Here is a 14,405-nt window from a genome sequence, read left to right as displayed (position 1 = left end):
AAAAAGTCCATGCGTCCCGACAGCAGGAGGTCCCTCGTGCCAGACCGCGAGCCGTCAGGCTGGCCATGGCTGCGCGAGCGGCTTGTTCGCCTTCGACAGGGCCCCCGGGGCGGCCCCGAAGCGGCTCCCGCCGCCGTCGTGCAGGTTGCGGTGGTCACAGACTCTGCCGCGGCGTTGCCCGCGGACTGGGTCCGGGCTTTCGCTGCCGACGGCGGGCTGACCGTGGTTCCGATGCCGGTCATGGTCGGCGCCGAAATCTACGGCGAGGGTGAGGACGACATTGCCGAGACCATCGCCGTGGCCCTCGCCAGCGGCAAGCCGGTCAAGACCTCGCGTCCGTCACCCGGGCAGTTTGAACACGCCTACCGGGCGGCCAGCGAGCGTGGCTTCCAGTCCGTGGTCTCGATCCACATCTCCGGTGGGCTGTCCGGGACTGCCGACGCCGCCCGCCTGGCGGCCCGACGGGTCGGCATCCCGGTAGAGGTCCTCGACTCCGGGACGGTTGGGATGGCGCAGGGGATGGGCGTGCAGGGCGCCGTCGTCGCGGCCGCCGACGGCAGGGACGCGGCCGGCGTGTTGGCCTTCGCGCAGGACCGGCTGGACCGCACCAAGGTGTATTTCTATGTTCCGAGCCTGGAACAGCTGCGTCGGGGCGGCCGGATAGGGGCCGCGGCCTCGCTGTGGGGAACCATGTTCTCCATCAAACCCATCCTGGCGGTTGAAGATGGCCGGATCATCCCGCTGGAAAAGGTTCGGTCTGCGGCGAAGGCCATCGCACGGCTGGAAGAAATCGTTGCGGCCGATGCCTCCACGCGTGCTGCCGGGCAGGCGCGGCTGGCTGTGCACCACTTCGGAAACCAGGCCGAGGCCGAGGAGCTTGCCAGGCGCCTGGCCGTGGCATTGCCGTCTTGCCCGCCGGCCCAGATCAGCGCCCTCCCTGCCGTCCTGGCCGCCCACGCGGGGCTCGGCGTGCTGGCGGTGATCGTGGGGGAGGGCAGCACCCCCGGAAGCCCGAACTCCAGCGGTGCCACTACGATCCGCGGGGAATCGGCGGCCCGCGGGCTGGACGGCGGGGAACCGGACGCTGGCCGGGCAACCGCGCGCGCTGGCGACTAGCGCCGGAGTCCTCCGTGATGGGCGAAAGGCTGGCCGGGAGCGGGCGGCGGGGGTAAAGTCACTCCACCGAACCCCAGCGAACCCGGAGGACGCCATGGCAATGCAGGTGCACCACGTAGCCCAGTTCGATCGCGACGTTGCCGAAGAGGTGACCAAATGGCTGAAATACCTCAAGGGCCAAGTGACCAGCGTCCAATTCCTCACCACCACCGTGCCGGATCCCAAGGCCGCTGACAAATGGCGGGTACAGTACGAGGCCTACATCACCTACCAGCAGTGAATCCCGGACTGAAGCTGCGTCTCATGGGGTAGGCGCGGGCGTCTGCGACGGCGTTAGCGTCGTTGTCTGCTGGGACGTCGGCGAGGGCGTCGGCGTCAGCGGAAGTGTCGGCTCAAGCGTCTGGGAAGGCGTTGGCGTCGGCGGAAGTGACGGCGAGGGAGTCGGCTGGAGCGCCTGCGGTGGCGTCGGCGTCAGCGTCAGCGGAAGTGACGGTGGGGGAGTCGGCTGGAGCGTCTGCGGTGGCGTCGGCGTCAGCGGAAGTGACGGTGGGGGAGTCGGCTGGAGCGCCTGCGGTGGCGTCGGCGTCAGCGTAAGTGACGGCGGGGGAGTCGGCTGGAGCGCCTGGGGTGGCGTCGGCGTCAGCGTAAGTGACGGCGGGGGAGTCGGCTGGAGCGTCTGCGGTGGCGTCAGCGGAGTCGTCGGCTGGAGTGTCTGCGAGGGCGAGGGTGTCAGTGGAGTCGTCGGCAGAGATGTCGGCTGGAGCGCCTGCGGTGACGTCGGCTGGGGCGCCTGCGAGGGAGTCAGAGGAGGCGTCGGCTGGGACCCCTGCCGACCCGGCTTGATGGTGTAGCTGGGTTGCGGGCTCGAGCCGTTGACCCAAAGTGCCGCAGTCACCCTACGGGCGCTCCCAGGCTCCAGCCACCAGAGCACCTGGACGTTGCAGTGGTAGACAACCGTGAAATTAGCGACGGCGCCCCCCGGCGGAACCGAATGAATCGACGTGGCGGCCGTCTGGGTGGTCCAGATGAAATTCTGGTCGGCCCGCATTCCTGCCGTGCCGTCAACCGTCACGTGCGCTATGCCGTAGAGGCCGTGCTGCGGGCAGAAACTGCCGTCAAGGGAAATGTTGACGGTCTGCGTTGAGGTAGCTTGCGTTGTGTCTGCCACCGCAGGCGGGCCCGGCAGCATGGCGCCACCAAGAGCCACGAGCGCCGCGAGCCCAAACAACCACTTCATTGCACACCAGCTTTCGACGCCTGATGGTCACATCCAGGCGATCAGGGTTGCCCCCAGCCGGCAAAGTCTTCTCGATTGGATGCAGACGTTACCACCGGGTCCTAGGGGGCACCAGCGTAGGGAATACTTGCCCGGCGCCGCGAAATTACGCGTATTACTCGGGTATTTCCACATACGCCTGGTGCTGGATGTCGTCGAGGGAGAGGGTTGCCTAGAGTCGCTTCCATGTCACGCCGATTCCCGGGAGCTGAATCCGCCAGCGGAGTTAGGGTTGCCCGTGAACGCCTGGCGGCGACGCTGCGAGATGCCGGGGGTGCCGCCGATGCCGGGAATGCCGGCGACGCCGTTGATTCACCGTCCGCCGGCGGCGCCGTTGATTCGCCGAAGGCCTGGAGTTCGGGGATGTCGTTGGACGCGCACCGGGCGGCGGATCTGTCCTCGGGGCTGTTGGAAGTTCCGGAGTCCGGCCGCCCCGGCCAGTCCCTGGCCGCCGCGGTCGCCGGTGGTGCCGGCGGGCGCCGTGCCGGCGGCGCCGGAACGCACGCCATGCAGCCCCCTGGGCGCGGGGACGTAGCAAGGGCGCCGCTCTCCGCGTGGCTGCGGGCCAGGACCGGTGTGCGTGCAGCGGCTCTGCTGGGCGTCCTCGCCGCGGTGTTGGGCGGCTGCTTCTGGTGGCAGGCCGGCACCGGCGGCGCGCAGGTGGTCGCGCTCAGCGAGTCCGCCACCGTCTCCGACTCCGCCTCCGCCGCGGAGGACGCACGCGATCCGTCACCCGGCGAGACCATCGTGCCGCTGGGAGAGGATGCCAGCGCGGGGCCCGAAAACATCGAAGTCCATGTGGCCGGCGCCGTGCTCAGGCCGGGGGTGGTTCAGTTGCCGGCGGGAAGTCGGCTGTTCGAAGCGATTGCAGCGGCCGGTGGGGCCAAGGGCACAGCGGATCCGGACCGGCTCAACCTGGCAGCCGTGCTGGAGGACGGCCAGAAGGTCCTGGTGCCCATCCGCGGCGAACCAGATCAGGCCGATGCGTCCACGGGTGGCTCACCTGCGCCCGGTTCCGCCGCAGGCGGCACGAGGCCAGGCGGCGGTGGCGGAAAGGTCAACCTCAACACCGCCAGCCTCGAGGAATTGGGGACTCTCCCGCGCGTCGGTCCGGTCTTGGCGCAGCGCATCGTGGACTGGCGTCAACAGCACGGGCGCTTCAAGACTGTGCAGGAGCTCGACGCAGTTGACGGAATCGGTCCGAAGTTGCTCGAGGCCCTGGTCCCGTTAGTGGGCATCTGACATGGCACGGCGCGACGCCGACGTGGGGCGGCATGACGTGGCAGGGCATGACGTGGCACAGCGTGACGCGGCACGCCGTGGCGTGGGTCGGACCAGTCTGCGGGGTCCTGCCGCAGCCCCACAAAGCCGCTGGCAGCGCTACGTCGACGCAGCCGTCCATTCCCCGGCGCGCACGGAACGCGATGCCCCGGTGGGCGCCGGTCGGGTCCGCGGATCGGGCATGCTCACGCCAGAAGCCCACGGTCGGCTGCCCGGTGGCAGCTCGCCTGTGAGCCAGCCTGCCAAGCGCCTCTCGGGCACCCCGGGGCGCCGTGTGCGGCTCCCTCACGGGCACCTCACCGGCCGCCTGCTGTCCCGCTCGACGCGTGACACGGCCTTGCGTCGCCGCCTAACGGAACGGACACGGCGGACGGACCTTCGGCTGGTGCTGCCCGCCCTCCTTGTCTGGGGGACCGCTGTGTCCGGAAACTGGCTGTCCCCTGCAGAGCTGGCGGGTCTCTGCGCGGCACTGACGGCGGCCGCCGGAATCCTGCTCCTCTTTGCCGGTCGCGGCAAAGTGGGCCGGGTGGGGTTCGGTCACGGCAAAGTGAGGAGCGCCAGGCTTCGGAGCGCAAGGGCTGTGCGGGCAGCGGCCGGGCAGGGCCCCCGTCCCGGGCCGGCGGCAGCACGTAGCCTTCGCGCCACGGTGGCTGTGGCGCTGCTGCTGTCCCTCGCGGCGGGCGCACATGCCGCCCTGGAGGCGTCCCGGCGGCATGAAGGCGCCATCGCCGAGGCCGTGGCCGCCCGCGCGGCCGTCGTCGCGGAACTGGAAATTGCGGGCGCCCCGCGGCGGCTCAGGATACCCGGGCCCGGCGGACTGGCGGACCGCTGGGCAGTCCCTGTGATGCTGAAGACGATGACCTTCGGCGGCCACAAGGTTGCCGGAGGCGCCCGGCTCGTCGTCATGGGTGGGGCGGCGTGGGAACACGCAGTCCCGGGCCAGCGCCTGCGCGCCCCGGGCAAGCTCCGGCCGGCAGCGCCAGGGGAGCCGGACGCGGGAATCCTAACAGCCACGTCCGCTCCCACGGTGTTGCGGGGGCCCGGGCCCTGGCAGCAGGGTCCCGGTGAGCTGCGCCGCGCCTTCACCGCCGCGGCGGCACGGTTCGGGGGCGACGCCGCCGGGCTGCTGCCCGGGATGGTCACCGGCGACACCAGCGCCCTGGACGCGGAATTGGAAGCCGCCATGAAGACGGTGGGGATGACGCACCTGACTGCCGTCAGCGGTGCGAACTGCAGCCTGATCCTTGGCACCCTGCTGCTCGCTGCCCGCACGCTGCGCCTTCCGCGCACAGCAGCCGCCGTGGCCAGTCTCGCGGGGCTCGCGCTCTTCGTCCTCATGGTCGGACCGGATCCCAGTGTGCTGCGGGCCGCGCTCATGGGCAGCGTCGGCCTCGCATCCATGACCTTTGGCCGCGTAGGGCGCGGACTCAGCCTGCTGTGCGTTGCCATCATCGCCCTGCTGTTGGCACAGCCGGTCCTGGCCACCAGCTTCGGATTCCTGCTCTCGGTGCTCGCCACGCTGGGCATTGTGGTCACCGGACGTCGCATCATGGACTGGCTGCCACCCGCGGTGCCGCGCTGGGCGGCAGCGGGCGTTGCCGTACCACTATCCGCCCAGCTGTTCTGCGCTCCGGCGATCGTGCTGTTGCAGCCGCAGTTCGGCGCGTACGCCCTGCCCGCGAACGTGGCCGCTGCGGGGCTCGTGGCGCCAGTGACACTCCTCGGCACGGCCGCGGCGGCGCTCCTGCCCGCAGTCCCTGCCGCTGCGGAGCTCCTGATGGCCGCTGCTGCTTTCTTCGCGGGCGCTGTGGCGGGGATCGCCCGCTGGTTCGCGGCACTCCCGGGCGCCGCACTGCCGTGGCCGGAAGGGGCCTTCGGCGCAGCCACCATGGGCATCTTTTCCGCGACTGTGCTGGCAGCGGGGTGGCTGGCCCTGCACCCGGCCGCGGTTGTTCGGGCCGCTCTGGCGGCACACGCGCGTGTCGTTGCCGCCCTCGAAAGAAGGTCGCGTGCGGCGGCACGGACGGCAGCCCGGCAGGCCCTCAGGCGCGGCTTGGAGCACCGGTCCGGGCGTGGGACGCTTAGAGTCCGCAAACCAACTTCCGGGAGGAATCACGAGTGGCTGCTGCCCAGACCCAACGGCCCAGGACCTCGGCGTCGAACACCGCCACCTGGCGCGACGTGACACCGGCTGCCGTAGTCCTGGTCGGCGGCCCGGAAGACTATTTGGGCTCGCGTGCCATGGACCGTATCCGCGGGCAGGTCCGCGAGGCGGCGCCCGACGTCGAAATTACCCGGCTCAATGCCGGCAGCTACGCGGCCGGGTCGCTGGCCATGAACGTCAGCCCTTCACTGTTCGGCGAACAGAAGCTCATCGAGGTCGACGGGGTCGAGACGATGAACGATGCCTTCCTCGCCGATGCCCTGAAATATGTGACGCAGCCGGAACCGGACGCCGTGCTGGTGCTCCGCCACGGCGGGGGAGTCCGCGGCAAGAAGCTGCTGGACGCCATCAAGGCCGCGGGCTGGCCTGTAGTCGACTGCCAGCCGCTCAAGAAAGACGCCGAGAAGATCGCCTTCGTCACTGCCGAGTTTAAGGCGGCCTCCCGTCGTATCGACCCCGACGCCGTGCACGCCCTCGTCAATGCGGTCGGCGCGCAGCTCGCGGAACTCGCCGCCGCCTGCAGCCAGCTGATCGCTGATGCCAGCACCGGCGTGGACGCCGCCATGGTGGACAAGTACTACGGTGGCCGGGTCGAGGCAACAGCCTTCAAGGTCGCCGACGCCGCGATGGCCGGCAACGGCCCGCTGGCCCTCTCCACGCTCCGCCACGCCCTCGCCACTGGCGCGGACCCGGTACCGATAGTGGCGGCCCTGGCCTCCAAGCTGCGCTCCCTTGCCAAGGTGGCCGGCGCGCAGGGATCGTCCTCGCAGATCGCCAAGCAACTGGGAATGCAGCCGTGGCTGGTCGAACAGGCCCAGCGGGAAGTCCGGCGCTGGACGCCCGAGGGGCTGGTCCGCTCCATTCAGGTCACCGCCGAGGCCGACGCCCAGGTCAAGGGGCTCTCCCGGGATCCCGTCTATGCCGTTGAACATGCAGTAACGGTGATTGCCACCTCGGCCCGCAGTTCCTGACGCAGGGGTTCGGATCACAGGCGTTCGGACACCTGCCCGGCGTCTGCAGTTAGACCCGGCCGCGGCCAGCTGGCGGCCGCCGGGGCTAGGGACGCAACTTGCGGCTTAACTGGATGTGGCCGGCACCCCACGGGGTGCCGGCCACAATCATCAGTTCGAGTGAACTGGAAACCTTAGAGCGCGTTGACCTTCTTGGAGATGGCCGACTTGCGGTTTGCAGCGTTGTTCTTGTGGAGAACGCCCTTGCTGACAGCCTTGTCCAGCTTGCGGCTGGCAGAAAGCAGTGCAACAGCCGCAGCATCCTTGTCGGTGGACTCAACGGCGGTGTTGACGGCGCGGATGGCCGTCTTCAGCTCGGACTTGACTGCGTTGTTGCGCAGGCGAGCCTTTTCGTTGGTCAGGATGCGCTTCTTCTGGGACTTGATATTAGCCACGTGTGAACTCTCTTTTTCAATGCGGAAAATGGTCTAGAGGGCTTTCAGATTGGCCATTGACTGAGCGGCGTGGGGATACCTATGGCGACCAACCATCTGTGGCCGTCGACCTGCACGGACACACAGCTGTAAATAATAGCAGAGATGAACGTGCAGGCACGAGTACGGGTGGCGGTCTGCCGCCGCACCCGGGCTCTGGCGGGTCAGCTCCAGCCGCGGCGCTCCCGCAGGGCCGCTGCGATGAGGTTGAAGCGGCCTACGTCCAGGATCGCTCCCTCACGCCGGATGTCCTTGGCGTTGATCTGCAAAACCCGGTCCAGCTTCGCTTCGCTGGGCCGCCACTGGCGGTCCCAGGGGCCCGTGCCGATGTCCACGTAGTCATCCGACCGGCGGGAGTCGCCGTCGTGGTCCTTGCTGGTCAGCATCAGGCCCAGCAGATACCGGCCGCTGGTGCCCACCAGCAGCACCGGACGGTCCTTGCCCTGGGAATAGTCCTCTTCATAGGGCACCCACGTCCACACGATTTCGCCCGGCTCTGGCAGGCCGTTGGGCGCGGGGGCGTAGCGGACGGCCGCCCGCCCCAGGAAGTCGCCGGGATACGTCCCGGTCAGTCCGGCAGCCGGGGCGCCAGCCCGCGCCTGGCCCGGCCGCCGCTTCCCCGCCGGCGTCCCCGCCGGCTTCCCGGCAGGTTTTGCTGCCGGCCCGCGGGTGGTGCCCGGTGCGGAGCCGCCCAGTTTGTCCAGGTAGCGCAGGGCGTCGCGGACCGCGTTGCCGATCGATAGTAAGTTCCAAGCCATGGGGAAACCATACCGGCAACCCCGGCCCCGAGAGGGGAGCGGGAAGGCGGCGGGCAGGCGGCAGGTTGCCGGCCCGTGGCGGTCCCAGAGGCCACGCTGTGCTGGGAGATCCGCTGGGAGATCCGCGGGGAGGATCGCGGGCAGAGCCGCACGGGAATCGCGCGGAGAATCCACGGGACTGGCAAGAGCCCGCAACGCAATGCAGGGATGCACTGCCACCGGCCCGGACGTGGGAGACTATAGGAACGACAAATGCGCCACGTCGCAGGATGGGAAACCAGCATCCGGGCCGATCCGTGGACAAGCCAACCTTAATGCCAACAGTAAGGACCCTGCGTGTCTCCCATGGCCCGCACCGCCCCGGTGCCCGCCGCAACAGATCCGGCCATCATCCGGAACTTCTGCATCATTGCGCACATTGACCACGGCAAATCCACCCTGGCCGACCGGATGCTTCAATTCACCGGTGTCGTCCAGTCCCGTGACATGAAGGCCCAGTACCTGGACCGCATGGACATTGAGCGCGAACGCGGCATCACCATCAAATCCCAGGCCGTCCGCATGCCCTGGGAACTCGACGGCACCAGCTACGCGCTGAACATGATCGACACCCCCGGGCACGTTGACTTCACGTATGAGGTCTCCCGCTCGCTCGCGGCCTGCGAAGGTGCGATCCTGCTGGTCGACGCGGCCCAGGGCATCGAGGCCCAGACCCTCGCCAACCTCTACCTGGCGATGGAAAACAACCTCACGATCATCCCGGTCCTGAACAAGATCGACCTCCCGGCAGCCCAGCCGGAGAAGTACGCGGCGGAACTTGCCAACCTGATCGGCGGCGACCCCGACGACGTGCTCCGCGTCTCCGGCAAGACGGGCATGGGCGTCGAGGTCCTGCTGGACAAGATCGTCCGCGACCTCCCGGCCCCAGAGGGCGACCCGAACGCCCCCGCCCGCGCCATGATCTTCGACTCGGTCTACGACACGTACCGCGGTGTGGTCACCTACGTCCGCGTGGTCGACGGCATGCTGCACCCCCGCGAACGCATCCAGATGATGTCCACCCGCGCGACGCATGAGCTCCTCGAAATCGGGGTGAGCTCCCCGGAGCCCACCCCCTCCAAGGGCCTCGGCGTCGGCGAAGTCGGCTACCTCATCACCGGTGTGAAGGACGTCCGCCTGTCCAAGGTGGGCGACACCGTCACCAACCTGGCCAAGCCGGCCACCGAATCCCTCCCCGGCTATGCAGACGCCAAGCCGATGGTCTTCTCCGGCCTGTACCCGCTGGACGGCACCGACTATCCGGTGCTCCGCGATGCGCTGGAGAAGCTGATGCTCAACGATGCCGCGCTGGTGTATGAGCCCGAGACGTCCGCCGCGCTGGGATTCGGCTTCCGCGTGGGATTCCTGGGCCTGTTGCACCTGGAAATCACCCGCGAGCGGCTCGAACGCGAGTACAACCTGGACCTGATTTCCACCGCCCCCAACGTGGAATACGAGGTGACGCTGGAGGACAAGAAGATTGTCCACGTCACGAACCCCAGCGAATACCCCACCGGCAAGATCGCTGAAGTCCGCGAGCCGATGGTGTCCGCCACCATCCTTGCGCCGAACGAGTTTGTCGGCGCCATCATGGAGCTGTGCCAAAGCCGGCGCGGCGTCATGGGCGGCATGGACTACCTCTCCGAGGACCGGGTGGAAATCCGTTACCGCCTGCCGCTGGCCGAAATCGTTTTCGACTTCTTCGACATCCTCAAGTCCAAGACCCGCGGCTACGGGTCGCTGGACTGGAAGGCCGACGGCGAGCAGGTGGCCGACCTCGTCAAGGTGGACATCATGCTCCAGGGCGAGCAGGTTGATGCCTTCTCCGCCATCACGCACCGCGACAAGGCCTACGCCTACGGCGTGATGATGACCGGCAAGCTGCGCGAACTCATTCCGCGCCAGCAGTTTGAGGTGCCCATCCAGGCCGCCATCGGCTCCAGGATCATCGCCCGCGAAAGCATCCGCGCCATCCGCAAGGACGTCCTTGCCAAGTGCTACGGCGGTGACATCACCCGAAAGCGCAAACTGCTGGAAAAGCAGAAGGAAGGCAAGAAGCGCATGAAGATGGTGGGCCGCGTCGAAGTGCCGCAGGAAGCCTTTATCGCCGCGCTCACGACGGACGAGTCCAAGGACAAGGCCAAGAAGTAGCGGTGCTGGTAATGACTGTTGCTGCAGTGTCGGCAGGCCGGGCCCGTGCCTAGCGTTCTTCCTCTCGGTGACCCGGCGCCGCCGGACGGGCTCCTGCCCGCCCAGGCGCGCCAGGGCGCCGATCAGCGTGCCTTCGGGCTGTACGTGCACATCCCGTTCTGCGCGGTCCGCTGCGGGTACTGCGACTTCAACACCTACACCGCCACCGAGTTGGGCGGCGGGGCCTCCCAGGACGCCTACGCCGCCACGGCGATCGCGGAAGTGGGTTTCGCCGCCGAGGCCCTGAAGCGCAGCGGCCTGCCCGCGCGCACCCTCAGCACGGTTTTTTTCGGCGGCGGCACGCCCACGCTGCTGCCGGCTGAGGACCTGGCGCGCATACTCACCGCCGCGATTGGCGCTTGGGGCCTGCAACCCGGGGCCGAGGTGACCACCGAGGCAAACCCGGATTCGGTCACCCCCGACTCGCTGCAGCTGCTGGCCGACGCCGGGTTCACCCGGGTGTCTTTCGGTATGCAGTCTGCCGTGCCGCACGTCCTGAAGGTCCTTGACCGCACCCACACGCCCAGCCGGGTGCCCGAAGTGGTGCGGTGGGCACGGGACGCGGGGCTCGCGGTCAGCCTCGACCTTATTTACGGGACGCCGGGGGAGTCGCTGGAGGACTGGCGCTGCTCCCTCGAGACGGCACTGTCCTACGCTCCCGACCACATCAGCGCCTATGCCCTGATTGTTGAGGACGGCACCAAACTTGCGGCGCAGATCCGCCGCGGCGAAGTGCCGGAAATCGACGACGACGACCACGCTGCCAAATACGAACTCGCGGATGAGCTGATTTCCGCGGCCGGGCTCGCCTGGTACGAGGTCAGCAACTGGTCCCGCACCCCCGAACAGGCCTGCCGGCACAACCTTGCCTACTGGCGGGGGGACGACTGGTGGGGCATCGGACCCGGGGCGCACTCGCACGTCGGAGGCGTGCGGTGGTGGAACGTCAAGCACCCCATCGCCTATGCCAGCCGCCTCGGCGCCGGGGTCTCACCCGCGGCCGGACGCGAAACGCTGGACACCGAAACCCGCAACGTGGAACGCGTCATGCTCGAGGCCCGGCTGAACTCCGGACTCGACATCCCGAGCCTCGGTGGCCTGGGGGACACCGGCCGGCACGCCGTCGCGGGGCTGATCGCCGACGGCCTGGTGGACCCCGCGGCCGCTTTCAAGGGCACGCTCGTCCTGACGCTCAAGGGCCGGCTGCTGGCCGACGCCGTGGTCCGCAGAATCCTGCCGGACTGAGCGGGCCGACTAAGGCACGCGGGGTTGCCCGGCCGCCGGCCACAACGATGCAGCCACACAAAGAGAGCCGGCCGCTAGCCCTGACGGGCAGCGGCCGGCTCTCTTGCTTGGGTCCGGGCTGGGCTATTTGATCCAGCGCAGGTTGAATTCGTAGCGGTGCGGCTGGCCACGGTTGACGTGGATGCCGGCCGCCACCGAGAAGCACGTCACGGCGATCCAGATCACCGTGGCGAGCACGGCGAAGAGGTTGCCCACCACGGGAATAAAGACGAGCAGATTGGCGAGCACTGCGGCGATGGTCGGCGGCAGCGTGAAGTTGAGGGCTTCCTTGGATTCCTGCGCCGTGAAGGGGCCCCGGTCCTTGAAGATGAGGTAGATCAGCAGCGACGGCACGCAGCCGAGGATGCCGCCAAAGTGCGCCAGCGTGGCCCACTGCCGGTCCTCGCTGGCCGTCAGCGGCAGCGCATTAGCCGGAACGCCATGGTACGGGGGCTGGCCATGGCCGGCCTGGTTGTCCGTGTGTTCGCGTGCGTTATCTGCCACGGTGTAGCCCTTCGGATTGCGGTGATGCGTTGCTGCCTGGGTTGTGCCTGGAATAGCCGGAACCGCGCTGGGAGCGCGGCCGCCGTTCCAAGAATACTTGCTCGGGCGCGGAAATGGAGATCAGGGGGCGTCCGCCGCGGCGGTCTAAGGCACGGTGAGGAAGTCAATGACCTCTTCCACGCGGCCCAGCAGGGACGCCTCCAGATCCGCATAGCTGCGGACAGCCCCCAGAAGTTTCTGCCAGCCGAGGCCGATGTCCTCCTTTGTGGTGTGGGGCCACCCGAAAGCCATCAGGATCCCTGTCTTCCAGTCAACGCCGCGGGGGATTACCGGCCACTGCTCAATACCGAGGACCGCGGGCCGGATGGCCTGCCACACGTCCACATAGGGGTGGCCCACAATCAGGACGTTGCCGGCGGCGCCTGGTGAGGCCATGACGGCGTTGGCGATCCGTGACTCCTTGGAGTCGGCCACCAGGTGGTCTACGAGCACGCCGAGGCGGCGGCCCGGGCCCGGACCGAACTCCGCCACGGCGGCCGCGAGGTCGTCAATGCCGTGCAGGGGTTCGACGACGATGCCCTCCACCCGGAGGTCATCGCCCCAGACCTTCTCCACCAGTTCGGCGTCGTGCTTTCCTTCCACCCAGATGCGGCTGGCCCTTGCCACCTGTGCGCGGTGCCCCGCCACCCGGACCGAGCCCGACGCCGTGCGGCCGGCGCCGGCGGCCGGCGCCGCCTTCTTCGGGACCGGCGGCATCAGCCGGATCGGCTGGCCCTCCAACAGGAAGCCAAAGCCGAGGCGGAAGGACCGGGACTTACCCCTCCGGTCCTCCAGCGCCACCACATGCATGCCGCCGGACTTCTCCACCCGGGTCACGGCACCCACCCAGCCGGACTGGACCTCTTCGAGGACCATCCCGCGTTCCACCGGGACTTCCGGCAACTGGGTCTTGGCGGGGGCGGACAGGTCCTGGGGTCCCCAGTTCTGGTACGACATCTCTACACGCTTACTTTGCACTCGGAATGTACGGCGGTCGGTGGAACTCTCCGGGCCCGAACCGGACCGCGACGGGGCGGCAACGGCAGCGGCTGCCACGGTCTCGGCACCGGCGTGACGGGAATCGCGACCCCTCGGGCCACGCCTGGAGCGAATCCAATGCTAACAACGCGGCGACTCATATTAGACTGGTTAGCACTTAGGCATGTCGAGTGCTAACCCTTGTCCCCAAGTGGGCCGTCTCTGTATTACCTGTGGGTACTACTTCTGGACGCGACCGGACAACGCGGGCGGCACTGACTGCGGGACAGTCGATTGGAGGTGGAGCGTGAGCGAACCGCGCAAACTCGAAGTGCTGCGCGCCATCGTGGAGGACTACGTCCATTCGCGTGAGCCCGTTGGTTCCAAAGCGCTCGTGGAGCGGCACCATCTCGGCGTGTCCAGCGCCACGATCCGGAATGACATGGCGGCGCTGGAAGACGAAGGCCTGATCACGGCACCGCACACCAGCGCCGGCCGGATCCCCACCGACAAGGGCTACCGGCTCTTCGTCGACCAGATCTCAGCGGTGAAGCCGTTGTCACCGGCCGAGCGCCGGGCCATCCAGGCGTTGCTGGAAGGATCCGAGGACCTCGACGACATCCTCGACCGGACCGTGAGGCTCCTCTCCCACCTGACCAACCAGGTCGCCGTCGTGCAGTATCCGCTGCTTAGCCGCGCCAGGGTGCGGCACATAGAGTTCGTGCTGCTGGCCCCCCGGAAGGTGCTGATTGTCCTCATCGCGGACACGGGCAAAGTGGAGCAACGCGTCATCGACGTCGGGCAGGACCTTCCCGACGACGCCCTGGCCGAGCTGCGCACGCGCTTCCTGGCGAGCCTCTCCGGAACCCCGCTGAGCCTGCTGCCCCAGCTGCTGCCCGCCGTCGTCGCCAGTGGCCCGCCCGCGCGCCGTGGTGCGGCGCAGGCGCTGGCCCGCGGCCTGGAGGCCCTGGCCACGAGCAGCCGCGAAGAGCGCATGGTCATGGCCGGCACGGCGAATCTGGCACGATCCAATGTGGACTTCCCGCTCAGCATCGGCCCCGTGCTGGAGGCGCTCGAGGAACAGGTGGTCATGCTCCGCCTGCTCAGCGAAATGGCCGAAGACCCGCGCGGTGTGACTGTCAGCATCGGCCGCGAAAACCCGTACGACGGTCTCGCCGAGGCCTCGGTCGTGGCCACCGCCTATGGGCCGGACGCCACGGCCAAGGTCGGCGTCCTTGGACCCACCCGGATGGACTATCCCACCACCATGGCCGCCGTCCGCGCGGTGGCCCGGTACCTTTCGAGGATCCTGGGGCCCTGACGGGCCCGGGA

13 protein-coding genes are annotated in these 14,405 nt (G+C 68.6%); 8 read left to right on the top strand and 5 right to left on the bottom strand.

The annotated features are described in order from the left end of the window. Positions 1-36: 36 nt before the first annotated feature. Both BLQ10_RS07705 and BLQ10_RS07700 read left to right on the top strand, forming a co-directional pair. Entirely contained in the window at positions 37-1,116 is a 1,080-nt protein-coding gene (locus BLQ10_RS07705) for a DegV family protein (RefSeq protein ID WP_254785454.1), read from the top strand. A gap of 94 nt (positions 1,117-1,210) precedes the next feature. Continuing rightward, entirely contained in the window at positions 1,211-1,396 is a 186-nt protein-coding gene (locus tag BLQ10_RS07700; RefSeq protein WP_090581036.1) for a hypothetical protein, read from the top strand. Between the two features lie 112 nt (positions 1,397-1,508). Here BLQ10_RS07700 and BLQ10_RS07695 read toward each other — a convergent pair whose 3' ends face one another. Further along, positions 1,509-1,997, bottom strand: coding sequence for a hypothetical protein (locus BLQ10_RS07695; protein WP_091560306.1), 489 nt, complete (start codon positions 1,995-1,997; stop codon positions 1,509-1,511). 581 nt (positions 1,998-2,578) lie between these two features. Between BLQ10_RS07695 and BLQ10_RS22705 the strand changes: the two genes are divergently transcribed. Genes BLQ10_RS22705 through holA form a run of 3 tightly spaced genes read left to right on the top strand, consistent with a single transcriptional unit; the run spans position 2,579 to position 6,808 of the window. Beyond that, positions 2,579-3,634, top strand: a complete 1,056-nt coding sequence (locus BLQ10_RS22705; protein WP_254785453.1) for a ComEA family DNA-binding protein — start codon at positions 2,579-2,581, stop codon at positions 3,632-3,634. A gap of 1 nt (position 3,635) precedes the next feature. Next, positions 3,636-5,858, top strand: coding sequence for a ComEC/Rec2 family competence protein (locus BLQ10_RS07685; protein WP_254785452.1), 2,223 nt, complete (start codon positions 3,636-3,638; stop codon positions 5,856-5,858). Further along, a complete protein-coding gene (gene holA, locus BLQ10_RS07680; RefSeq protein ID WP_091560303.1) occupies positions 5,792-6,808 on the top strand; it encodes a DNA polymerase III subunit delta in 1,017 nt (338 codons plus the stop codon). The genes BLQ10_RS07685 and holA overlap by 67 nt, the downstream gene beginning before the upstream one ends. Before the next feature lie 173 nt (positions 6,809-6,981). Here holA and rpsT read toward each other — a convergent pair whose 3' ends face one another. Both rpsT and BLQ10_RS07670 read right to left on the bottom strand, forming a co-directional pair. Beyond that, positions 6,982-7,242: a 30S ribosomal protein S20 gene (rpsT, locus tag BLQ10_RS07675; protein ID WP_018773112.1), complete on the bottom strand. Its 261-nt coding sequence runs from the start codon at positions 7,240-7,242 to the stop codon at positions 6,982-6,984. A 203-nt stretch (positions 7,243-7,445) separates the two neighbouring features. Further along, complete coding sequence (locus BLQ10_RS07670; RefSeq protein ID WP_091560300.1) at positions 7,446-8,039, bottom strand: type II toxin-antitoxin system PemK/MazF family toxin; 594 nt, start codon at positions 8,037-8,039, stop codon at positions 7,446-7,448. 336 nt (positions 8,040-8,375) lie between these two features. Here BLQ10_RS07670 and lepA point away from each other — a divergent pair, with 336 nt between their 5' ends. Beyond that, positions 8,376-10,229 (top strand): translation elongation factor 4, encoded by a 1,854-nt coding sequence (gene lepA / locus BLQ10_RS07665; protein WP_091560297.1) that lies wholly within the window; start codon positions 8,376-8,378, stop codon positions 10,227-10,229. 45 nt (positions 10,230-10,274) lie between these two features. Then, positions 10,275-11,513, top strand: coding sequence for a radical SAM family heme chaperone HemW (gene hemW / locus BLQ10_RS07660; RefSeq protein WP_091560294.1), 1,239 nt, complete (start codon positions 10,275-10,277; stop codon positions 11,511-11,513). A gap of 123 nt (positions 11,514-11,636) precedes the next feature. On the opposite strand, the gene BLQ10_RS07655 is transcribed toward hemW, so the two are convergent. After that, positions 11,637-12,056: a DUF4870 domain-containing protein gene (locus BLQ10_RS07655; protein WP_091560291.1), complete on the bottom strand. Its 420-nt coding sequence runs from the start codon at positions 12,054-12,056 to the stop codon at positions 11,637-11,639. A 144-nt stretch (positions 12,057-12,200) separates the two neighbouring features. Further along, positions 12,201-13,052 (bottom strand): DUF3097 domain-containing protein, encoded by an 852-nt coding sequence (locus BLQ10_RS07650; RefSeq protein ID WP_091560289.1) that lies wholly within the window; start codon positions 13,050-13,052, stop codon positions 12,201-12,203. A 328-nt stretch (positions 13,053-13,380) separates the two neighbouring features. Here BLQ10_RS07650 and hrcA point away from each other — a divergent pair, with 328 nt between their 5' ends. Beyond that, on the top strand, positions 13,381-14,394 hold the full coding sequence (hrcA, locus tag BLQ10_RS07645; protein ID WP_091560286.1) for a heat-inducible transcriptional repressor HrcA: 1,014 nt from the start codon (positions 13,381-13,383) through the stop codon (positions 14,392-14,394). The last annotated feature ends 11 nt before the right edge of the window (positions 14,395-14,405 follow it).

Origin of the sequence: Arthrobacter sp. ok362 (assembly GCF_900102785.1) — a bacterium.
Classification (GTDB): Bacteria; Actinomycetota; Actinomycetes; order Actinomycetales; family Micrococcaceae; genus Arthrobacter.
Note: the sequence above shows the minus strand (reverse complement) of the source record. Positions and strands in the feature narration are given on the sequence as shown.